The sequence below is a fragment of the Spirillospora sp. CA-294931 genome (genome assembly GCF_050946795.1).
GTDB lineage: Bacteria > Actinomycetota > Actinomycetes > Streptosporangiales > Streptosporangiaceae > Spirillospora.
This window is the reverse complement of the sequence record NZ_CP192006.1, coordinates 981,152-1,001,293: the sequence shown is the minus strand read 5'-3', so window position 1 is coordinate 1,001,293 and position 20,142 is coordinate 981,152. Positions and strand designations below refer to the sequence as shown.

The 20,142-nt window shown below is 73.3% G+C and carries 20 protein-coding genes; 9 read left to right on the top strand and 11 right to left on the bottom strand.

Annotated features, from left to right (window positions below; all coding sequences use genetic code 11):
- Positions 1–40: 40 nt before the first annotated feature.
- Positions 41–1,351 (bottom strand): D-inositol-3-phosphate glycosyltransferase, encoded by a 1,311-nt coding sequence (mshA, locus tag ACQPY4_RS04820; protein WP_433332830.1) that lies wholly within the window; start codon positions 1,349–1,351, stop codon positions 41–43.
- A gap of 108 nt (positions 1,352–1,459) precedes the next feature.
- Between mshA and ACQPY4_RS04815 the strand changes: the two genes are divergently transcribed.
- Together ACQPY4_RS04815 and ACQPY4_RS04810 are read left to right on the top strand one after the other, a co-directional pair.
- On the top strand, positions 1,460–2,221 hold the full coding sequence (locus ACQPY4_RS04815) for an SDR family NAD(P)-dependent oxidoreductase (protein ID WP_433332828.1): 762 nt from the start codon (positions 1,460–1,462) through the stop codon (positions 2,219–2,221).
- A gap of 69 nt (positions 2,222–2,290) precedes the next feature.
- Complete coding sequence (locus tag ACQPY4_RS04810) at positions 2,291–4,924, top strand: PEP/pyruvate-binding domain-containing protein (RefSeq protein WP_433332826.1); 2,634 nt, start codon at positions 2,291–2,293, stop codon at positions 4,922–4,924.
- Here the strand turns inward: ACQPY4_RS04810 and ACQPY4_RS04805 are convergent.
- Positions 4,848–5,648, bottom strand: coding sequence for a class I SAM-dependent methyltransferase (locus tag ACQPY4_RS04805; RefSeq protein WP_433332824.1), 801 nt, complete (start codon positions 5,646–5,648; stop codon positions 4,848–4,850). The two genes, ACQPY4_RS04810 and ACQPY4_RS04805, sit on opposite strands and share 77 nt — an antisense overlap.
- A 108-nt stretch (positions 5,649–5,756) precedes the next feature.
- On the opposite strand from ACQPY4_RS04805, the gene ACQPY4_RS04800 reads away from it, so the two are divergent.
- Both ACQPY4_RS04800 and ACQPY4_RS04795 read left to right on the top strand, forming a co-directional pair.
- Positions 5,757–7,379 (top strand): AMP-binding protein, encoded by a 1,623-nt coding sequence (locus ACQPY4_RS04800; protein ID WP_433332822.1) that lies wholly within the window; start codon positions 5,757–5,759, stop codon positions 7,377–7,379.
- An 11-nt stretch (positions 7,380–7,390) separates the two neighbouring features.
- A complete protein-coding gene (locus tag ACQPY4_RS04795) occupies positions 7,391–8,158 on the top strand; it encodes a TIGR03084 family metal-binding protein (RefSeq protein ID WP_433332820.1) in 768 nt (255 codons plus the stop codon).
- On the opposite strand, the gene ACQPY4_RS04790 is transcribed toward ACQPY4_RS04795, so the two are convergent.
- Positions 8,151–8,663, bottom strand: a complete 513-nt coding sequence (locus ACQPY4_RS04790; protein ID WP_433332818.1) for an O-acetyl-ADP-ribose deacetylase — start codon at positions 8,661–8,663, stop codon at positions 8,151–8,153. The genes ACQPY4_RS04795 and ACQPY4_RS04790 overlap by 8 nt on opposite strands.
- Positions 8,664–8,733: 70 nt before the next feature.
- Entirely contained in the window at positions 8,734–9,501 is a 768-nt protein-coding gene (locus ACQPY4_RS04785; protein WP_433332816.1) for a hypothetical protein, read from the bottom strand.
- A gap of 281 nt (positions 9,502–9,782) precedes the next feature.
- Between ACQPY4_RS04785 and ACQPY4_RS04780 the strand changes: the two genes are divergently transcribed.
- Positions 9,783–10,616, top strand: coding sequence for an NAD-dependent epimerase/dehydratase family protein (locus tag ACQPY4_RS04780; protein WP_433332814.1), 834 nt, complete (start codon positions 9,783–9,785; stop codon positions 10,614–10,616).
- A gap of 37 nt (positions 10,617–10,653) precedes the next feature.
- On the opposite strand, the gene ACQPY4_RS04775 is transcribed toward ACQPY4_RS04780, so the two are convergent.
- The 3 genes from ACQPY4_RS04775 to ACQPY4_RS04765 form a co-directional block, all read right to left on the bottom strand.
- Positions 10,654–11,418, bottom strand: coding sequence for a dioxygenase family protein (locus tag ACQPY4_RS04775; RefSeq protein ID WP_433332812.1), 765 nt, complete (start codon positions 11,416–11,418; stop codon positions 10,654–10,656).
- A gap of 66 nt (positions 11,419–11,484) precedes the next feature.
- Complete coding sequence (locus tag ACQPY4_RS04770) at positions 11,485–12,588, bottom strand: winged helix DNA-binding domain-containing protein (protein WP_433332810.1); 1,104 nt, start codon at positions 12,586–12,588, stop codon at positions 11,485–11,487.
- Positions 12,578–13,216, bottom strand: a complete 639-nt coding sequence (locus ACQPY4_RS04765; RefSeq protein WP_433332808.1) for a TetR/AcrR family transcriptional regulator — start codon at positions 13,214–13,216, stop codon at positions 12,578–12,580. Before ACQPY4_RS04765 ends, ACQPY4_RS04770 begins: the two co-directional genes overlap by 11 nt.
- Before the next feature lie 114 nt (positions 13,217–13,330).
- Here ACQPY4_RS04765 and ACQPY4_RS04760 point away from each other — a divergent pair, with 114 nt between their 5' ends.
- Positions 13,331–14,167, top strand: a complete 837-nt coding sequence (locus tag ACQPY4_RS04760; protein WP_433332806.1) for a class I SAM-dependent methyltransferase — start codon at positions 13,331–13,333, stop codon at positions 14,165–14,167.
- Positions 14,167–14,775 carry a TetR/AcrR family transcriptional regulator gene (locus tag ACQPY4_RS04755; RefSeq protein WP_433332804.1) on the top strand — a complete coding sequence of 203 codons (609 nt, stop codon included), beginning with the start codon at positions 14,167–14,169 and terminating at the stop codon, positions 14,773–14,775. The genes ACQPY4_RS04760 and ACQPY4_RS04755 overlap by 1 nt, the downstream gene beginning before the upstream one ends.
- On the opposite strand, the gene trpS is transcribed toward ACQPY4_RS04755, so the two are convergent.
- On the bottom strand, positions 14,772–15,794 hold the full coding sequence (trpS, locus tag ACQPY4_RS04750) for a tryptophan--tRNA ligase (RefSeq protein ID WP_433332802.1): 1,023 nt from the start codon (positions 15,792–15,794) through the stop codon (positions 14,772–14,774). The genes ACQPY4_RS04755 and trpS overlap by 4 nt on opposite strands.
- Before the next feature lie 162 nt (positions 15,795–15,956).
- A complete protein-coding gene (locus tag ACQPY4_RS04745) occupies positions 15,957–16,562 on the bottom strand; it encodes a hypothetical protein (RefSeq protein WP_433332800.1) in 606 nt (201 codons plus the stop codon).
- A gap of 185 nt (positions 16,563–16,747) precedes the next feature.
- On the opposite strand from ACQPY4_RS04745, the gene ACQPY4_RS04740 reads away from it, so the two are divergent.
- Positions 16,748–17,239, top strand: coding sequence for a MarR family winged helix-turn-helix transcriptional regulator (locus ACQPY4_RS04740; protein ID WP_433332798.1), 492 nt, complete (start codon positions 16,748–16,750; stop codon positions 17,237–17,239).
- 71 nt (positions 17,240–17,310) lie between these two features.
- The gene (locus ACQPY4_RS04735) at positions 17,311–18,765 is read left to right on the top strand and encodes a DHA2 family efflux MFS transporter permease subunit (RefSeq protein WP_433332796.1); all 1,455 of its coding nucleotides are present in this window, start codon (positions 17,311–17,313) and stop codon (positions 18,763–18,765) included.
- Here ACQPY4_RS04735 and ACQPY4_RS04730 read toward each other — a convergent pair.
- Complete coding sequence (locus tag ACQPY4_RS04730) at positions 18,762–19,670, bottom strand: M56 family metallopeptidase (protein ID WP_433332794.1); 909 nt, start codon at positions 19,668–19,670, stop codon at positions 18,762–18,764. The two genes, ACQPY4_RS04735 and ACQPY4_RS04730, sit on opposite strands and share 4 nt — an antisense overlap.
- On the bottom strand, positions 19,667–20,056 hold the full coding sequence (locus ACQPY4_RS04725; RefSeq protein ID WP_433332792.1) for a BlaI/MecI/CopY family transcriptional regulator: 390 nt from the start codon (positions 20,054–20,056) through the stop codon (positions 19,667–19,669). The genes ACQPY4_RS04730 and ACQPY4_RS04725 overlap by 4 nt, the downstream gene beginning before the upstream one ends.
- Between the last annotated feature and the right edge of the window lie 86 nt (positions 20,057–20,142).

Genomic DNA, 20,142 nt, shown 5'->3' with positions numbered 1-20,142 from the left:
CACTCGTCAGTCCAGACGGCGCCGCGCGTCTCCGGGTCGCTCATGCGGTGGCCTCCACGGGTTGGCGGCGGGAGAGGACGGCACCGGTATACACCTGGAGCAGGTGGTCGACGGTGGCGTCCCAGCCGAAGCCCTGCGCGTGTCGGACGGCGCCGCGCGAGAGGCGGGCGTGCAGGGCGGGGTCGGCGAGCAGGCGGCGCAGGACGGCGGCGTAGTCGGCGGGGTCGTGGCCGCGGACCAGGACGCCGGACTCGCCGTCGCGCACGGCGGTGCACAGGCCGCCGACCGCGGCGGCCACGACCGGGGTGCCGCACGCCTGGGACTCGGCGGCGACCAGGCCGAACGACTCGTTGTGCGAGGGGACGACGGTGACGTCGGCGGCGCGGTACCAGTCGGCCAGCTCGGCCTGCGGCGAGGGCGGCTCGAACCGGACGAGGTCGAGGATGCCCAGCTCGGCGGCCAGGGCGCGCAAGCCCTCGGGACGGGAGCGGCCCGTCCCCGAGGGGCCGCCGACGACGGCGACGACGAGGCGGTCGCGCAGGCGGGGGTCGTCGGCCACCATGCGGGCGGCGGCGCGGAGCAGGACGTCGGGGGCCTTCAGCGGCTGGATGCGTCCGACGAAGAGAAGGACGTGGGCGTCCCGGGGCAGGCCGAGGCGGCGCCGCGCGGGGCTCCTGTCGTAGGGGAAGGGGCCGCCGAAGCGCGAGAGCAGGACCGAGTCGGGGCGGAAGAGCGAGAGGTCGACGCCGGGGTTGACGGTCGCGACGCGCGACGGGTCGGCGCCGTAGAGGCCGATGAGCTCCCCGGCCTCCTTGGCGGTGTTGGCCACGAGCTGGTCGGCGGACTCCACGACCTGCTCCTCGCCGAGCACGCGGGCCTGGGGTTCGGGGGTGTCGTCGTCGGCGAGGGCGGCGTTCTTGACCTTGGCCATCGTGTGCATGGAATGCACCAGCGGGACGCCCCAGCGCTGCTTGGCGACCCACCCGGCCTGGCCGGAGAGCCAGTAATGGGTGTGGAGCAAGTCGTAGTGGCCGGGTTCGTAGGACGCCTCGGTGCGCAGCACGCCGGAGGTGAAACCGCACAGGTGGCGGGGCAGCTCGGTCTTCTCCAGCTCCTCGAACGGGCCGGTGACGATGTGCCGGACCTGGACGCCGGGCGCGAGCTCGGCCACCGGGGGCAGGGCGCGGCAGGTCGCTCGGGTGAAGATGTCGACCTCGACGCCCCGGGCGGCCAGGCGCTTGGCCACCTCGACGATGTAGACGTTCATCCCGCCCGCGTCGCCCGTCCCCGGCTGTTCCAGGGGCGAAGTGTGGACGCTGATCGTCGCGACACGGTTGATACCAGCCGTCACCGGACACCACCTCCGGTAGTGCAACCTACCGATCGCGGATGGTGTTCCCGTCAGAAGGCCTTCCACCCCTCCTTGGCGGTGATCTTGCGCCTTTGGGAGGCTGGGGCCATGCGAAAGACGGCGGTTGTGACGGGTGCGAGCAGCGGGATCGGGGCGGCGACGGCCAGGAGGCTGGCCGCCGAGGGGTTCAACGTCGTGCTGGCCGCGCGGCGCCGGGACCGGCTGGACGCCCTGGCGAAGGAGATCTCCGAGGACGTCCCGGGCGCGGGCAAGGTGGTGCCCGTCACCCTGGACGTGACCTCCCAGGAGTCGGTCGACGCACTGGCGGAGGCCCTGTCCGGCGGGTGCCATGTCCTGGTGAACAACGCGGGCGGCGCCCTGGGCCTGGAGCCGGTGGCCAAGGCCGACCCGGCGGAGTGGCAGGCGATGTACGACACCAACGTGCTGGGGCTGCTGCGGGTGACCAAGGCGCTGCTGCCGCGCCTGATCGAGAGCGGTGCGGGTCATGTGGTCAACATCACCTCGCTGGCGGCGCACGTGGCCTACGAGGGCGGCGCGGGCTACAACGCGGCCAAGGGCGCGGCGTACATGGTGAACGAGGTGATGCGGCTGGAGCTGGTGGCCGAGCCGGTGCGGATCACCGAGGTCGCGCCGGGCCTGGTTTACACCGAGGAGTTCTCCCTGGTCCGTTTCCACGGGGACGCGGAGAAGGCCGCCAAGCCCTACGAGGGCGTGCCCGAGCCGCTGGTGGCCGACGACGTGGCCGACTGCGTCGCCTGGGCGGTGACGCGTCCCGCGCACGTGAACATCGACCGGATCGACGTCCAGCCGAGGGTGCAGGCCGCCCCGCACAAGCTGCACCGGCTCTGATCTGCGCGTTCCCCGAGATCGCTGGGCGGGTATCCGTCTGTCGGACGACCTCGGGGGACGGAGCACGACATGACCGATGCCTGGACGCTGCCACTGGCCGACGCGCATGCCGATCCGGCCCGCGCGGGCGGCAAGGGGGCCTCGCTGGCCCGCCTGGCCGCGGCGGGCCTGCCGGTCCCGGACGGTTTCCACGTGACGACGGACGCCTACCGCCGCTTCGTGGAGCGCGACGGGCTGTACTCCCGCGTCATGGCGGCGGTCGCGGAGGTGGTGCCCGACCTGCCGGGCACGGCGCAGGCGGCGGCGAGCCGGATCGCGGAGCTGTTCGCGCGGCAGGACGTCCCGGACGAGGTCGCGGCGGCCGTCCGCGCGGCGTACGCGGCCCTCGGCGGTGACGAGCCGGTCGCCGTCCGGTCGTCGGCGACGGCCGAGGATCGGCCCGGCATCTCCTTCGCCGGGCAGCAGGACACCTTCCTCGGGATCGACGGCGGCGACGCGCTGGTGGACGCCGTCCGGCGCTGCTGGGCGTCGCTGTGGACGGCCCGCGCCATCGCCTACCGCGCCCGCAACGGCGTCGACCACCGGGACGTGGCGCTGGCCGTGGTCGTCCAGCGGCTGGTGCCCGCCGAGGCGGCCGGGGTGTTGTTCACGGTCGCGCCCACCGGCGGCGCCGCCGACCAGATCGTGATCAACGCGGCCTGGGGGCTGGGCGAGGCGGTGGTCAGCGGCCGGGTGACGCCGGACGCGTTCGTGATCGAGAAGGGCACGGGCCGCCTGGCCGGGCAGCGGATCTCGGCCAAGACCGTGATGACCGTCCCGTCCGGCCACGGCACGCGCGAGGAGCCGGTGCCCGACCGGTTGCGCGAGGCGCCGGTGCTGACGACCGACCAGGCCGTGGAGCTGGCCCGGCTGGGCGAGCGGATCGAGCGGCTGTACGGGCGGCCGATGGACGTCGAGTGGGCCCACGGCGGCGGGCGCCCGTACGTGCTCCAGGCGCGGCCCATCACCGGCCTCTCCCCCACGGCCACCGGGGACGACGCCGAGGAGTGGAACGACAGCCTGGCGGGCGAGTACCTGTGGACCAACGGGAACCTGGGCGAGGCCGTCCCGGACGTCATGACGCCCTGCACCTGGTCGCTGATGCAGATCTTCATGGGCGAGACGATGCCGGCCGCCTCCCTGCCGGACCATCGCGCCTACGGCACCATCGGCGGCCGCTTCTACATGAACCTGAGCGTCGCGGCGACGCTGGCGTCGGCGTTCGGCACGCCGTCCAGGATCGGGACGCTGGAGCAGGCGTTCGGCAAGCTCCCGCCGGGGCTGGAGATCCCGCTCGTCCCCGTCGCCCGGTGGGACGTGGTGCGCGCGCTCGGCCCGGTGGCGGCGCGGTCGCTCGTGCGCGTCCGGGCGAACCAGAGGCGGCTGCCCGACTTCCTGGCGTCCGCGCCGGGACGCTGCGACGCCCTGCGCGACCGCGTCGCGGAGCTGTCCACGCCGTTCGAGATGATCGAACTCTGGCACGAGGTGCTGCTGCCGCTGCTCACCGAGGCGTGCCACATGCTGGAGGCGGCCGGACGGCTGGGCGGCGGCGCGCTGGTGACCGTCCGCGACGACCTGGAGAGGCTGGTCGGCGAGTCCGACGCCAACGCGATGCTGAGCGGCCTGGGCGACCGGGACACGGCGCTGGCGAGCCTCGGGCCGATGACCGGGCTGGCCAGGCTGGCCCGGGGCGAGATCGACCGCGCCGCCTACATCCGCGAGTGGGGCCACCGAGGCCCCCACGAGTTCGAGGTGTCGACGCCCCGTCCGGCCGAGGATCCGGCCTGGATCGACGCGCGGGCCGCCGCGCTGGGCGGCACGGAGCGCGACGCCGGTGACCTGCTGATGCGCCAGCGCGAGGCGGGCCGGGACGCCTGGCGGCGGTTCCGCGCGCGGCATCCGGGCAAGGTCGCGGCGACGCGGCGGCGGATCGGCCGCTGGGCCAGGGCGGCCCATGCCCGCGAGGCGGCGCGGTCGGAGGTGGTGCGGGTGTTCTGGGTGATCCGCGCGTTCGTCCTGCGGGCCGGGGAGATGACCGGGCGAGGCGACGACCTGTTCCAGCTGACGATCGACGAGATCCTCGGCCTGCTGGGCACCGACGAGCGCCCGCTGCGGCGGATCCCGGCGCGGCGCCGGGCCTACGAGCGCTACCGGGAGCTGCCCGCCTACCCGGCGCTGATCCTGGGCCGGTTCGACCCGTTCGCCTGGGCCGCCGAGCCCGGTCGCCGCACCGACTTCTACGACGGCACCGGCCGGGAGACTACGGAGGTCCCCGACTCGGTGAGCGGCTTCCCGGGGGCGGCGGGGATCGTGGAGGGGACCGTCCGGGTGCTGCGGTCGCCGGAGGAGGGCGACCGGCTGGAGCCGGGCGAGATCCTCGTCACGACCGTCACCAACATCGGCTGGACGCCGCTGTTCCCGCGTGCCGCCGCCGTGGTGACCGACGTGGGCGCGCCGCTCTCGCACGCGGCGATCGTCGCCCGCGAGCTGGGCATCCCGGCGGTCGTGGGCTGCGGCAACGCCACGATGCGGCTGCGCGACGGCGACCGCGTCCGGGTGGACGGGGCGCGCGGCACCGTGACGCCGCTCAGTGGACGGCCGTCCACGGAAGGGTCACCTCGCCCAGCCTCCACCGTGATCGGCCACCATAAGGCGGACGGGTGAGCACCGGGTGCGTCCGGGCGAGCAGCGACACCGCCTCCACCCAGCGGGCGCGGGGCCCGAACGCGGTGTGCGGGGCGGCGACCGCCCAGCAGCGGTCGAACTCGGCCAGCAGCCCGTGCACCCGCTCGCCGGGCACGTTGCGGTGGATCAGCGTCTTGGGCAGCCGCTCGGCCAGGTCGGACGGGGCGCCGAGCGTGGGCAGATGCGCCGCGAACGTGATCGTGCGCGGCCCCTCGGCGCCGAGCGCGACCCAGACCGCGCGGCGGCCGATCTCGCCGCAGGTGCCCTCGACCAGGACGCCGTCGGGCGCCAGCCGCGAGCGGAGGCCGTCCCAGGCGCGCCAGGCCGCGTCCTCGTCGTACTGGCGCAGCACGTTGAACGCGCGGACCAGCGCGGGCGGCCGGTCGACCGGGAGCTCGAACCCGCCCCGGCGGAACGAGAGCCCCTCGTAGGCCCCGGCCACCGCCTGCCCGGCGGCGACGCGCTCGGGCTCGATCTCGATGCCGACGATCTCGACGCGCGGGTGGACGGCGCGCAGCCGCGTGTAGAGCTCGACCGTGGTGACCGGAGACGCGCCGTAGCCGAGGTCGACGACCAGGGGCCGCGCCGCGCCGCGCAGCGGTCCGGTCTGCGTGGCCGCGATCCAGCGGTCCACCCGGCGCAGGCGGTTCGGCGCCGTCGTCCCCCGGGTGATCTCCCCCTCGGGCTTCCGCGTTCGCGCCACCCTGCGATTGTGCCGTCTCGGACGAGCGACGACGGCCCCCGGCGCCGAACGCGATTCGGAAATCCCTTACGGTGATCCCCAGGTGTTCCCGTCCCCGAGGGAGAGCCCATGCTGGACCTGGCGACCCTGCACGAGGCCGTCGCGGCCCAGATCCCGGACCGCGAGTGCCTGGTCTGGCGCGACCGGCGCCTGACCTGGAGCGAGGTCACCGGGCGCAGCCGCCGGCTCGCGCACGTCCTGCACCGCTACGGCCTGGGACGGCGTCCCGGCGAGGTCGCCGGCTGCGAGTCGCCGCACGACCACCTCGCGCTCTACCTGCACAACGGCCCGGAGTACCTGGAGGGGCTGCTCGGCGCCCACAAGGCGCGGGTCGCGCCCTTCAACGCCAACTACCGCTACGTGGACGAGGAACTCGCCCAGCTGTTCGGCGACGCCCGTCCCGGGGCGATCCTGTTCCACGCCCGCTTCGCCGCCGTGATCGAACGGGTCCTGGACCGGCTGGACGCGGCGCCGCCGCTGCTGCTCCAGGTGGCCGACGAGTCGGGGACGCCGCTGCTGCCGGGCGCGCTGGACTACGAGGATGCGCTGGCCGCCGCGCCGCCCGAGCCGCTGCCCGGCGTCCGGCCGGACGCCGGTGACCTGCACATCCTCTACACCGGCGGCACCACCGGTCTGCCCAAGGGCGTGCTGTGGCGGATCGGCGACCTGATGACCGGGCCGCTCGGGCTGCGCCACCGCGACGGCACCCCGATCACCGACCTGGACGAGGCCGTCGCGGGGGCCGTCCGTTCCAAGGACCGCGTGCTGGTCGGCCCGCCTCTCATGCACGGCGCCGGGACGTGGGCGGCGCTGGGCGGCTGGTGCACCGGCGCCTGCGTGATCTTCCCGGACCGGGTGGACGGGCTGGACGCGGCCGATCTGCTGGCCACCGCCGAGCGCGAGCGGGCCACCCGGATCCCGCTGGTCGGCGACGCCTACGCCCGCCCGATCGCCGAGGAGCTCGAACGGTCCTCCTACGACCTGGCCTCGGTGCGCACGCTGCTGAACTCGGCGGCCGCGATGAGCCAGGACGTCAAGCGGCGGCTGATCGGGCTGCTGCCGCACGTGCGGATCACCGACGTGATCGGCTCGTCCGAGAGCGGCCTGCAGATCAGCCGCCGCGACGGCCGGGACGAGAGCCCGGCGGCCTTCGCGCCCGCGCCGGGCGCCGTCGTGCTCAGCGCGGACCGCACCCGGCCGATGCGGCCGGGCGAGGACGGGCTCGGCTGGCTGGCCAAGGGCGGCGGGTCGATCCCGATCGGGTACCTCCACGACCCGGACAAGACCGCCGCCACGTTCATCACCCTGGACGGCCGCCGCCTCGTGGTCGCCGGTGACCGCGCCCGGCTGCTGGCCGACGGGACCGTCGAGATGCACGGCCGCGAGTCGACCACGATCAACACCGGCGGCGAGAAGGTGTTCGCCGAGGAGGTCGAGGGCGTGCTGCGCGACCTGCCGGGCGTGGCCGACGCGCTGGTCATCGGGCGTCCCAGCGAGCGGTGGGGCACCGAGATCGTCGCCGTGGTGCGCCCGGCGGCGGGCTCGCCGTCCGACGGCGAGCTGCGCGCGGGATGCGCCGCCAGGCTGGCCCGCTACAAGATCCCCAAGGCGTTCCTGCGCACCGACCAGAGCCTGCGCCTGCCCAACGGCAAGGCCGACTACGCCGCCGCCCGCTCGCTCCTGAACCGCTAGGACGGAGAAGAATGCCCGATCTCAGCTCGCTGCTCGCGGACCTGACGGCCGAAGGCGAGAGCCTGGACGCGCTGGTCGCGCCGCTGCCCGCCGACCGGTGGGCGGTCCCCACACCGGCCGAGGGCTGGACGATCGCCCACCAGATCTCCCATCTGGCCTGGACCGACGACCAGGCCGTCATGGCCGCCGCCGACCCCGGCGCGTTCACCTCGGGCCAGGCCCGCGTCGACGTGGACGAGGGCGCCGCCGAGGGCACCCGCGTCCCTCCGGCCGCGCTGCTGGCCCGCTGGCGCGACGGCCGCCGCCGGATGGTCGAGGCGCTGGCGGCCGTCCCCCCGGGGACCAGGCTGCCCTGGTACGGGCCGCCGATGAGCGCCGCGTCGATGGCGACCGCGCGGATCATGGAGACCTGGGCGCACGGCCAGGACGTGGCCGACGCGCTCGGCGCCGAGCGCGAGCCCACCGACCGGCTGCGCAACGTCGCCCACATCGGCGTGCGCACCCGCGACTTCGCCTACCGCAACAACGGCCTCGAACCGCCCGCGGAGGAGTTCCTGGTCGTGCTGACCTCGCCGTCCGGCCAGGAGTGGAGCTGGGGCCCGGCCGGGGCCGCGCAGTCGGTGACCGGGCCCGCGCTCGACTTCTGCCTGCTGGCGACCCAGCGCCGCCACCGCTCCGACCTGGCCCTGACCGCCGACGGCCCGGACGCCGACCGCTGGCTCGATCTGGCCCAGGCCTTCGCCGGGCCGTCCGGCGGCGGCCGGGCCCCGCTCACCTAGGGGCGAGCGTCTCCTGGAACGCCGCGTACGCGTCGTCGGTGAACAGCACGAACCGCGCGTCGGTGACCTGGGTCGAGGTCGCGCGGACCGTCTCCACCGCGATGCGGGCCGCGTCGCGCATCGGCCACCCGTAGATCCCGGCCGACACCGCCGGGAACGCGATGGAGGTGACGCCGAGCTGGTCGGCGACGCGCAGCGACTCGCGGTAGCACGAGGCCAGCCGGTCGGACCGGTCCTCCGACGAGGAGTAGACCGGGCCGACCGTGTGGATCACCCAGCGCGCGGGCAGCCGTCCCGCCGTCGTCGCGACCGCCTGGCCGACCGGGAGCCCGCCGCCGTACTGGGCGGCGCGGAGCTTTCTGCACTCGTCGAGGATCTCCGGGCCGCCCCGGCGATGGATGGCGCCGTCGACGCCGCCCCCGCCGAGGAGCGAGGAGTTGGCCGCGTTGACCACCGCGTCCACGTCCTGCTCGGTGATGTCGCCCAGGATCAGAGTGATCTCCATGGCCCGTCTCCCAACCGCCCGATCATCCACGTAGGAAAGCTGCTCCGCGCGAAGGGTGGCAAAACCCGGATCAGGGCGTCTTGTCGGGAACGATCAGCGGGCTCTTGAAGGGGAGCACGAACAGTGGTCCGGTGGCCACGGACTGCTTGCTCAGGGGTCCCCAGGCCAGGTCGACGATCTGCCGGCAGGTGCCGCGGTCCTCGATCCAGTGCCGGGCGTTCTCGCCGTTGCGGCCGGACTTGAAGCGGCCGATCAGCGAGATGCGGTCACGGATCTTGCCGCTGGAGTCGACGAAGTAGCCGTGGATGGGCGAGGTCGAGGTGAAGGAGTCCTTGGTCAGCTCCTCGTGGGCCAGGTCCGAGACCAGCACGCGCAGGGTCTCGCCCTGGGCGTTGGTGACCGTCCCGTCGATCACGCCGAGGAACGGGCTGAGGACGCCGGGGAACGCGACGGCGAACTCCGGCGAGTAGGGCAGCGGGCGCTTCTCGGTGGTGGAGACCCGCAGCGTCCGGTCGAACTTCCCGGACTTGATGGTGTAGGTGCCGTTGTCGCACTCGAAGGGACGCAGCGTGCGTCCGGCCATGTCGATCGAGGTGCGCTGGATCGGGTTGCCCGTGCTCGGGTCGCCGAACTCGTCCTCGTCGACCGTCGTGCGGATGCCGTGCTTGGTCATCCTGAGCGTGAAGCCCGGGCCGACCGCTTTGACCCGCGACTTGCTCTCCTGGATCTCGATGCCGGGCTTCCAACCGTCCGCGTGGGCCGGTGCGGCCACCAATCCGGACGTCAGAGCCACCGCCGCGGCAGTGACACTCCCCACAACGACCTTGTTCCGGTTCACAGGGTCCTCCTTGACTCGCCGAGACCGGAGATCACCGTATATCGGGCGAGATCGACGGCGCCTTGCCGCTTTCGGCCACACGGAAACCGTGATTGAGACGAACGGAGAGTGGACCGAATCCCTACCGATCACCAAGCGTGGTGAGACGCTTGACGACGAGTAGGCGCCGAATCGCGGGTCAGAGTATGACCTGCACCGTGACACTGCCTAAGCTGCCATTTAGACGACAGCAGACATTTAGCGAACCACAAACGGTGTGAAAGTACCGTGGAGGTACCCCCTTGAAGATCCTTCTCGCCGGCGCGACCGGCGTCGTCGGGAGCCGGCTGGTCCCGTTGCTCGTCCAGGCGGGCCACGAGGTCATCGGGACGACCCGGCGGGCCGAGCGCGCCCAGAGCATCGCCGACCAGGGCGCGACGCCCCTGGTGGTGGACGTGCTGGACGCCCCGGCGCTCCGCGCGGCCGTCACCGAGACACGGCCCGACGCGATCATCCATCAGCTGACCGACCTGGCGGGCTCCGACTTCGCCGCCAACTCCCATCTGCGCATCGAAGGCACGCGCAACCTCGTCGAGGCCGCCAAGGCCGCCGGGGTCGACACGATGGTCGCGCAGAGCATCGCGTGGCTGTACGCCCCGGGTGACACCCCGGCCGTGGAGACCGACCCGCTCGACCCGTCGCTGCCTCCGTACGAGGGCGTCGCCGCGCTCGAAGCGGCGGTCGCGACGATGCCGCGCGGCGTGATCCTGCGGTACGGCGCCCTGTACGGGCCCGGCACCTGGTACGCGGCCGACGGCGCGATCGCCGACCGCGTCCGCGCGGGCAGCATGCGGCTGACCCCGGCCTGGACGTCGTTCGTCCACGCCGACGACGCCGCCGCGGCCGCGCTGGCGGCGCTCGACTGGGCGGCGGGCCCGGTCAACATCGTCGACGACGAGCCGACCATCAGCCGCGAGTGGCTGCCGGTCTACAGCGCGGTGCTGAACGCGCCCACGCCGGGCGTGGCCCGGCACGCGGCGGCGACGGGCCGTCCGGTCTCCAACGCCAAGGCCCTGGGCTTCGGCTGGAAGCCCGAGATCTCGTCCTGGCGCGACGGCTTCGCCGAGATGGCCTGACACGACGGAAGACAGGGGGACGAGGGGGCCGGGGGGCTCAGCCGAACTGGAAAGAGCGTTTGGCCAGACCGTGCCAGAAGCCGTCGACGACCGAGCGGCCGGGGCGGGTGGTCTCGTCGGCGGCGGCGCCGAGGGCCACGAACAACGGGGCCAGATGCTCGGTACGGGGATGCGCGATCTCGGCGGCGGGGGCCTTGTGCGCGAAGTCGAGCAGGGCGTCCACGTCGTTGGCGGCGACGGCGCCGCGCGCCCAGTCGTCGAACTCCGCGCTCCAGGCGGGCGGCGCGGCGGATGGCTCGGGACGTAGTTCACGCAGGTTGTGGGTGGTGAAGCCGCTGCCGACGACCAGGACGCCCTCGTCGCGCAGCGCCGACAGGCCGCGGCCGATCGCGTACAGGTGCCGGGGGTCGAGGGTGGGCATCGACACCTGGAGCACCGGGACGTCGGCTCCGGGGTACATCTCGACCAGCGGCACGTAGGCGCCGTGGTCGAGGCCCCGCTCGGGTTCCTGGTGGACGTCCGGGACGAGCGCCCGCACGCGCTCGGCCAGCGCGGGCGCACCGGGGGCGGCGTAGGTGACGTCGTAGTAGCGGGGCGGGAAGCCCCAGAAGTCGTAGATCAGCGGGACGGTCGAGGTCGCGCCGATCGACAGCGGCGCCTCCTCCCAGTGGGCCGAGACCATCAGGATCGACTCGGGCCTGGGCAGCTGCGCCGCCCAGCCGGCCAGCTCGGCGGTCCAGACGTCGTCGTCGGCCAGCGGCGGGGCCCCATGACTCAGGTACAGCACCGGCATGCGCGCCATCGCGACCATCCCCCGGAGTTTTGATTGATGCTTCAAGTACCAGGGTAGGCGCGCGTCGAGAAAAGTTCAAATTTGAACGAACTCGACCTCTCGGGTCCCGGCGCCGGGATGGGCGGCCGCGAGCAGGCGTTCGGCCTCGTGGGCGACGGCGTCGCGCTCGGACGCGGGCACCGGCTCGAAGAACTCCACCCGCAGGACCGCCGCGCCGCGCTTCTTCTCGATCTTCCAGCGGCCCGCCACGAACCCGTCCACCAGGACGGTCGCGCGGATGATCCCGTTCACCGTGAAGACCCGCGCGCGCCGCTCCTCGGTGATGATCCGGGCCCGGTCGGAGTGCGAGAGCAGCAGGTTGTCGAAGTCGGGCACCAGGCGCGCGGGAGCCGGGACGTCCGGGTCGGGACGGGGCGCCTCCGGAAGGTCGTACAGGACGCGGCCGTTCTCGTCCTGGAAGACGCACAGCTTGGGCGCGAGCCGCTCCAGCACCTCGCCCAGGCCGGTGAGCCCGGACCAGTGCCGCACGTCCTGGAGGCTCGCCGGGCCGAACGCCGCCAGGTAGCGCAGCACCATCGCGTCGATGGACGAGTCCGGGTCGGCCGGACGGCCCAGCCACGCCTCGACGGTCGTGTGCCGCGCCAGGCCCGAGGCGCCCCAGATCCCGCGCGGCGTGACCTGCACCAGGTGCAGGCCGCAGCGCACGGCCCGGCCCAGGGCCTCGGGGTCGACCTCGGGCCAGCGCGCGGCCAGCAGGTCGCGCAGCTCCTTGTCGGTGCGCGGCTCCTGGTCCAGCAGCGGGCGCGCCGCGGCGGCGATCTCGTCCACGCCGAGCGTCCCCAGGGCGCGCCCGGCCGCCGCCACGAGCCACCGGTCCAGGACGGGCTGGGTCAGCGGCCGCAGCGCCAGCCCGTCGCGGGCGCTGACCAGGTGGATCGTCCCGCGCATCAGCACCATGCGGATCGCGCGGCGCTCGGTCATGAGCGCGGCCAGCTCGTCGAACGCGAAGTCCTCCAGGCGGCTCCAGAGCCCGATGTAGGGCGGGTTGGGCGCCTGGGACTGCATCCCCACCAGGTGCTCGATCGCGCTCAGAGCGTCCGTCCGGCGGCGTTCGAGCAGCAGCTGCCGTGCCAGCAGGGCCCGGTTGAGCGCGCGCGTGCCCAGGACCTCAGTCGTCATAGCGCCCCCGAAGTTCGAGCCAGTTGGGAGGAGGGCCCGGCAGCTCACCCGCCTCGGGCATGTGGAGCGCCGCCAGGAAGAGCTCCATGTAGCGGTGCTGGAGCCGGTTCATCCGGTCATCATCGCCGATCCGGATCGTGTGCAGGTGTTCGAGGATCACCGAGATGTCGCCGACCTCGATGTCGCGCCGCAGGCCGCCGCGCTCCTTGGTCCGGTCCAGCAGCCGCTGGGTCGCCGCGTGGATGTCGCGTCCCTTCTGGCTCATCTCGTCGGTGACCGGGAAGCTCCCGGCCAGGCGCGAGGTGAGCGAGCCCGCCCCGATGTCCAGGCAGCGCCGCATGAACCCGGCGAACGACTCCCAGGCGTCGCCCTCGTCGGCCAGCGCCGCGGTGACCTCGCCCAGGTAGCGGTCCATCCCCTCGTCGGCCAGCCGTTGCAGCAACTCCTCCTTGCTCTTGTACCGGCGGTAGAGGGCACTGATCCCGACTCCGGCGTGTTCGGCCACGGCCGAGATCGGCGCCCCCGGGTCGGCCGTGAACACCGCCCGCGCCGCCGCGCGGATCAGCTCGTCGTTCCTGGCCGCCTGCGCCTTGCGTCCGCTCATCGGTCCCTGCGTCGTCGTCTCCATGTCTCGATAGTAAGGGAACAAATAGTTCCGTTCTACTACTCGCCTCCGACGAGATTGACGCCGCGCCATTATGAACCTATGTTCATGAACAGACGTTCATAACGAGGAGGAACGATGGCACGGATCGTCAACGTCGGGCAGTCGGACGCGTGGAACGGGTACGAGGGCGGGCACTGGGCCGATCACGACACCCGCTTCAACGCCGTGAACAGCGGATACAACGAGGCCGTGCTGACCGGCGCGCGTATCGGGGCGGGCGGCCGCGTCCTGGACATCGGGTGCGGCACCGGGCAGCTCACCCGCCTGGCCGCGCGGCGCGGGCGCGCGGCGGCGGGGCTCGACCTGTCCGAGCCGATGCTGGCCAAGGCCCGGGACAGGGCAGCCGAGGAGGGCGTCGCCAACGTCCGCTTCGAGCGCGGCGACGCGCAGGTCCACCCCTTCGAGGAGGGCGCCTTCGACGCGGTCGTCAGCCGGTTCGGGGTCATGTTCTTCGCCGACCCCGTCGCGGCGTTCGGCAACATCCGCCGCGCGCTCGCCCCCGGAGGACGGCTAGCCTTCGTGTGCATGACCGACCTGGAGGGCACCGACCTCGGCACGGTGTTCGGCGCCATGGCGCCGTACCTGCCGCCCCCGGCCGAGGCCGACGCGAAGGACGCCGGGCCCACCTCGCTGGCCGAACCCGACCGCGTCCGGGCGATCCTCACCGAGGCCGGGTACCTCGACCTCGCGATCACCGAGGTCGAGGCGGACCAGCTCTGGGGCCTCGACACCGCGGACGCGGCCGCGTTCATGGCGGCGTGGGGGCCCGTGAAGTACCACCTGGGACGGGTCGACGCGCCCACCGCCGACAAGGCACGGGCCGCGCTCGCCGAGGCGTTGCTGCCCATGGAGCGGGACGGCGCCGTCCGGCTGCGCAGCACGGCCTGGCTGGTCACGGGGGCCGTCACCTGATGTCACCCCGGAAGGCGGCGGCGCTGCGCGGCGGCGAGAGCACCCTGCGCGAGCACCTCATCGCCACGGCCGCGCGACTGATCGCCGAACGCGGGACGGCCGGGCTGACCGTCCGCGCGATCGCGCGCGAGGCGGGGGTCGCCGACGGGGTCCTCTACAACCACTTCGCCGACAAGGAGGAGCTGCTGGCCTGCGCGCTGCGCGCCCATGTCACCGCGGCCGGGCGCGCCCTCGGCGCGCTGCCCGAGCCGGGCCGCGGCGACCTGGCGGCCAACCTGCGGGCGCACGTCCTGCACGGCCTGGCCCTGCACCGGGCCATCCTGCCCGCCTTCGCGGGGCTGATCGGGCGTCCCGCCGTCCTCGCCCGGTTCGGCGACCTGTCCGACCCGGGCGAGGACTGGCGCGACCGCCTGCTGGCCTACCTGCGCGCCGAGCGCGAGCTGGGCCGGCTCGCCCCCGACGCGCGGGTCGAGGCCGCCGCCTCCATGATCGTCGGCACCTGCCACGAGACCGTCCTGGCGGCCCTTCTGGGCTCCCCCGACCCGCCGCCTCCCGACATCGACGGCCTGGTCACCACCCTTCTCACCGGGATAGCGCCGCCGGGCTAGACGACGGCGCCCATCGCGGCGCGGACCTCGTGGAGCGTCGCGTCGCCGACGGCGTTGGCGCGTTCGTTCCCGGCGGCGAGCACGGCGCGCAGCTGGGCGGGGTCGGCGACCAGCTCGGCACGGCGGGCCCTGACCGGACGCAGGAACTCGTTCACCGACTCGATGACGACCTTCTTCAGGGCCGCCGCGCCGCCGTCCCCGATCTCGGCGGCCACGGACTCCGGCTCGCGGCCCTGGCAGAGCGCGGCCAGGAGCACCAGCGTGGACACCCCGGGACGGCCGTCCGGGTCATAGGTGATCCGGCGCTCCGCGTCGGTCTTCGCCCGGGTGATCAGCCGAGCCGTCTCGTCGGCGGTGGCCGACAGGTCGATCGCGTTGCCCCGGCTCTTGCTCATCTTGGCGCCGTCGGTGCCCAGCAGCACCGGGACGTCGGTCAGCAGGGCGTCCGGTACCGGGAAGACCGGCCCGTAGCGCTCGGTGAAGCGGCGCGCGACGGTCCGGGCGATCTCCTGGTGGGGCAGCTGGTCCTTGCCGACGGGCACCAGGTTGGCCTTGCAGAACAGGATGTCGGCGGCCTGGTGCACCGGGTAGGTGAACATCAGCCCGCTGACCGCGGCCTGCCGGGACGCCGCGATCTCGTCCTTGACCGTGGGGTTGCGGCCCAGCTCGGCCACCGAGACCAGCGACAGGAACGGCAGCATGAGCTGGTTGAGCGCGGGCACCGCGCTGTGGTTGAAGATCGTGGCGGTCTCGGGGTCGATGCCGACGGCCAGGTAGTCGGCGATCTGGCCGAGCATCCTCTCGGGCAGCCGCTCGGCGACGTCGCGGTCGATGATCACCTGGTAGTCGGCGATCAGGACGAACAGCTCGACGCCCGCCCGCTGGAGGCGGACGCGGTTGGCCAGCGTGCCGAAGTAGTGGCCCAGATGCAGCGGGCCGGTCGGGCGGTCGCCGGTCAGGACGCGGAACGCGCCGGGGTCGGCCGCGACGCGTTCCTCGAGGTCGGTGGTCTCGTGCACGGGATGCTCCTCGTGGTCGCGGGCGTCCCTGACCGCGCGGCCCGTGCCGAGGATGCGAAAAGGGCCGCCCGATGGGACGGCCCTGATGCGTGCTCGGGGGATGGCCGTCCTAGGACGGCCACCAGCCCTGGCACTGCTGACGATGCATACGACCAAGCGTACTTACTTCTTCGGCGGCGGGGGAAGCTCGGCGTGCCGGACGGTGTAGCCGCCCTTGGTCACCGGCGCGAAGGCCGCGGGAGCCATGCAGGTGCCGGCCTTGGCCTCGCCCCACTTGCCCTTCTCGTCCTGGTCGAGGTTCACGACCGTCCAGGAGAGGCCGACCCGGTCGCGGCCCTTGGCGCCGTCCTGGACGCTGAAGCCCAGCCGCTTGCCGACCCAGTCCTTGACGACCTCGTCCGCGCGGGTGATCTTGGCGCTGAGCACGGCGTTGCCGGGGCTGGTGACCAGGCAGTCGACGGTGCCCTCGGCCCGGAGGGTGAACTTCTGCCCCGCCACGTAGTGGGAGATCTTCACCGTGCCCTTGGCGTCGGTGGGCAGGCCCTGCGGGGCTCCCTCGAACGGACGAGAGTAGGGCGCGGCCTTGGCGTCGAACTCGAAGTGCCGGATGTCCTGGTCGGGGTGGAAGGGCAGGGAGAAGTCGGCGGCCCCCTTGACGGCGGCCGCCTTGTGCCCGCCGCCCTGCGCCGCCGAGACGGCGGTGGCGCCGCCCGCCACGGCGGCTGCGGCGGTGAGGGCGAGAATCGTGGCGGCGGTACGGGTGCGCATTGGAAACGTCTCCTTCTGGTGGGGCCGGGCTGTGAATCGATCATGCTTTTCGGAGCGCCCGCACCACTTCCCCCGCACGGGTGGAAACCCGCCGCGGTGCTCGCCCGCGGGGAGTAGGGGATGACCCCGAGGAGAGATGGTTCCGCCATTAGATAATCCGGAACGGGATTAAGTACTCTGGCGGCATGACGACCAAGAGCGCCCCGTCCCGCGCCGAGCCGGACCTTTCGTACCTGCTCGACCACACCAGCCATGTCCTGCGGACGCGGATGACGGCCGCGCTCGCCGAGATCGACCTGACGCCCCGCATGCACTGCGTGCTCCTCCACGCCCTGGAGCAGGAGCGCACCCAGATCCAGCTCGCCGAGCTCGGCGACATCGACAAGACCACGATGGTCGTCACCGTGGACGCCCTGGAGAAGCTCGGGTACGCCGAGCGCCGCCCGTCCTCGCGTGACCGGCGGGCACGCATCATCGCGGTCACCGAGCGGGGCGCCGAGATCGCGGCGCGCAGCCAGCAGATCGTGGACGAGGTGCACCGGGCGGCGCTCAGCTCGCTGCCCGACCAGGAGCGCGAGGTGCTCACCCGGGCACTGAACCGGCTGGTCAGCGGGCCGCTGAACGCTCCCGCCCCGGCACCCACCCCGGTCCGGAGGGCGCGCCAGCGCAGTACATAGGTCCGCAAGGGATCGTCTGTTACGGAACTATCTGCTACGGTCTCTCCTATCGTTCACGACAGGAGACGACCGTGTCGCAGTCACCACCCCTCAAATCCCGCCCGCTGGCGCTCGCCGTCCTCTCGACCGCCATGCTGATGACCATCCTCGACGGCAGCATCGTGACGGTGGCGATGCCCGCCATCCAGAAGGACCTGGACTTCTCCCCGGCCGGGCTCAGCTGGATCGTCAACGCCTACCTGATCGCTTTCGGCGGGCTGCTGCTGCTCGCCGGGCGCCTGGGCGACCTCATCGGGCGCAAGACGATGTTCCTGGCCGGGAACGCGGTGTTCACCGGGGCCTCGCTGCTGGCGGGGGCCGCGTCCAGCCCCGGTTTGCTGATCGCCGCGCGCTTCCTGCAAGGCGTCGGCAGCGCGATGGCCTCGGCGGTCGTCCTGGGCATCCTGGTGACGCTGTTCACCGGCCCGGCCGAGCGCGCCCGGGCGATCGCGGTGCTGAGCTTCACCGGCGCCGCGGGCGCCTCGATCGGCCAGGTGCTCGGCGGTGTGCTCACCGACGCGCTCGACTGGCACTGGATCTTCCTGATCAACCTGCCGATCGGCGCCGCCACCGTCGCCCTCGCGGTCACGGTCCTGCCCGCCGACCGGGGGCTCGGGCTGCGGAGCGGTGCGGACGTCATCGGCGCCGTGCTGGTCACCGCGGGCCTCATGCTGGGCATCTACACCGTGGTCAAGGCCGAGGGCCACGGCTGGCTCTCGGGGCACACGCTCGGCTTGGGCGCGCTCTCGCTCGTCCTGCTGGCTGGGTTCGTCCTGCGGCAGGCCACCGCGGCCACCCCGCTGATGCCGCTGCGGATTCTCCGCTCGCGCAACGTCTCCGGCGCCAACCTCGCCCAGTTGCTGACCATCGGCGCGATGTTCTCCTTCCAGATCATCGTCGCCCTCTACATGCAGACGGTGCTCGGTTACAACGCGCTGGAGACCGGCCTGGCGATGCTGCCCGCGGCGGTGACCATCGGCGGCGTCTCACTGTTCGTCGCCGCCCGGCTGATGGGCCGCTTCGGCGCCCGCGCCGTGCTCCTGGCGGGTCTGGCGATGCTGGTCGGCGCCACGCTGCTGCTCACCCGCGTCCCGGCCGACGCCGACTACGTCACCGACCTGCTCCCGGTGATGCTGCTCATCGCGGGCGGCGGGCTGGTGCTCCCGGCGCTGACCACGCTCGGCATGTCCGGGGCGGGCGCCGACGACGCCGGTCTGGCCTCGGGCCTGTTCAACACCACCCAGCAGATCGGCGGCGCCCTCGGCGTCGCGGTGCTGTCCACCCTGGCCGCGTCCCGCACCGAGCACCTGCTCGCCGAGGGCGAGCCCCGGGCCGCCGCCCTCACCGGCGGCTACAGCCTGGCCTTCGCGGTCTCGGCCGGGCTGCTGGTGGCCGCCTTCGCGGTCTCGCTCGTGGTGCTGCGCCGTCCGGCCACGCCCGAGCCCGCGACCGCCCCGGCGGCCGAGCCGTCTCGCGCCGAGGTCTAGTGCGGGACGGCGTACAGAAGGATCGGCAGGACGACGAGGAGGGGGACGGCGGCCATGGCGGCGGCGCGGGTGGAGCGGCGGATGGGTTCGGGGTCCATGAGGCGCTGGACGCGCGCCATCACCGGGATGTCGCCGGACGTCGCCACGCCCAGGGTGCCCGAGGGCGCCGCCGCCGGGCGGGCCGCCGCGAACCGCAGGAGCGCGGTGGCCAGCTCGCGGGGCGTGCGGTGGCGGCGGGCGCGGTCGTCGGCGGCCATCTCGATCAGCAGCTCGACCGCGTCGAGCGACCGTCCGACCAGGCGGATCTGGGGGAACACCTGGCGCAGCGAGGCGAAGGGCAGCAGGACCAGGTCGTGGCGCTCGCGGGCGTGGGCGCGCTCGTGGGCGAGCACGGCGGCCAGCTCGTCGGGGTCGAGCAGCTCCAGCGTCCCGGCGCTGACCACGACCTTGGACGAGCGGACGCCCGGCACGCAGTACGCCGCCGCGATCGGGTGGTCGAGCACGAGGGTGTCCGGGACGGCGGAGTCTCTGCGCGAGACCAGGGCCAGCAGCGCCCGGTGGCGGCGACGGGCCCGCACGACCCGGAACACCGCGTACAGCAGCATGACCAGGAGCACGGCGGTGAGGCTGACGGCCGCCAGCAGCGCGGCCAGGTGCAGCGCGTTGAGGCGGGCGGCCTCGTCGGCCCAGAGGTCGGGCAGGCCCCGCACGATGCCCTGGCTGTAGGGCCACAGGGCGATTCCGAGCAGGGTGCCGATGGTGGCCACGCCCCAGCACAGGCCCATCGCCTGCCAGAGCGCGATCCCGACACGGGGTGCCCTCCACGTCCATCGGGCGTTGGAGAGAAGGTGCGCCCCGCCGACGGTCCCCATCGACATCAGTGCGAGCAGGGCGGTTCCGGTCATGCCGGTGGCTCCTTCCCGGGCGACGTGATGTCGGCCAGGGCCCGGCGGATCACGGCGGCCTCGTCCTCGGAGACCGAGCGGACGAAGTGCACCAGGGCGGCGCCCCGGTCGCCGGTCTCGTTGAGGGCGCCGAGCATGAGCTCGGTCACATAGCCCTCGCGGCTGGCCACGGGGTGGTAGCGCCAGGCGCGGCCGTCGCGCTCGCGCTCCAGCATCCCCTTCTTGGCCAGGCGGTCGAGGACCGTCATGACGGTGGTGTGCGCGAGGTCGCGGTCGCCCGCCAGGGCGCGGCTGACGTCGCGCGCGGTGGCGGCGTCGAGCCCGGCGTCCTCCCTCGCCCAGAGGACCTCCATTACCGTGCGTTCAAGCTCTCCCAGACCCTTCACGCGCTCCAGGTTAATCGATTGAGAGGCATGTCACCACGTCGGGTAGTACTACGGGCCCTAGTACTACAACTTGTAGTACTACATTC

Coding starts and splice junctions, on each gene's coding strand:
- ACQPY4_RS04815 (WP_433332828.1), top strand. CDS start 1,460: ATGCGAAAGACGGCGGTTGTGACGGGTGCGAGCAGCGGGATCGGGGCG.
- ACQPY4_RS04810 (WP_433332826.1), top strand. CDS start 2,291: ATGACCGATGCCTGGACGCTGCCACTGGCCGACGCGCATGCCGATCCG.
- ACQPY4_RS04800 (WP_433332822.1), top strand. CDS start 5,757: ATGCTGGACCTGGCGACCCTGCACGAGGCCGTCGCGGCCCAGATCCCG.
- ACQPY4_RS04795 (WP_433332820.1), top strand. CDS start 7,391: ATGCCCGATCTCAGCTCGCTGCTCGCGGACCTGACGGCCGAAGGCGAG.
- ACQPY4_RS04790 (WP_433332818.1), bottom strand. CDS start 8,663: ATGGAGATCACTCTGATCCTGGGCGACATCACCGAGCAGGACGTGGAC.
- ACQPY4_RS04775 (WP_433332812.1), bottom strand. CDS start 11,418: ATGGCGCGCATGCCGGTGCTGTACCTGAGTCATGGGGCCCCGCCGCTG.
- ACQPY4_RS04770 (WP_433332810.1), bottom strand. CDS start 12,588: ATGACGACTGAGGTCCTGGGCACGCGCGCGCTCAACCGGGCCCTGCTG.
- ACQPY4_RS04765 (WP_433332808.1), bottom strand. CDS start 13,216: ATGGAGACGACGACGCAGGGACCGATGAGCGGACGCAAGGCGCAGGCG.
- ACQPY4_RS04760 (WP_433332806.1), top strand. CDS start 13,331: ATGGCACGGATCGTCAACGTCGGGCAGTCGGACGCGTGGAACGGGTAC.
- ACQPY4_RS04755 (WP_433332804.1), top strand. CDS start 14,167: ATGTCACCCCGGAAGGCGGCGGCGCTGCGCGGCGGCGAGAGCACCCTG.
- ACQPY4_RS04745 (WP_433332800.1), bottom strand. CDS start 16,562: ATGCGCACCCGTACCGCCGCCACGATTCTCGCCCTCACCGCCGCAGCC.
- ACQPY4_RS04740 (WP_433332798.1), top strand. CDS start 16,748: ATGACGACCAAGAGCGCCCCGTCCCGCGCCGAGCCGGACCTTTCGTAC.
- ACQPY4_RS04730 (WP_433332794.1), bottom strand. CDS start 19,670: ATGACCGGAACCGCCCTGCTCGCACTGATGTCGATGGGGACCGTCGGC.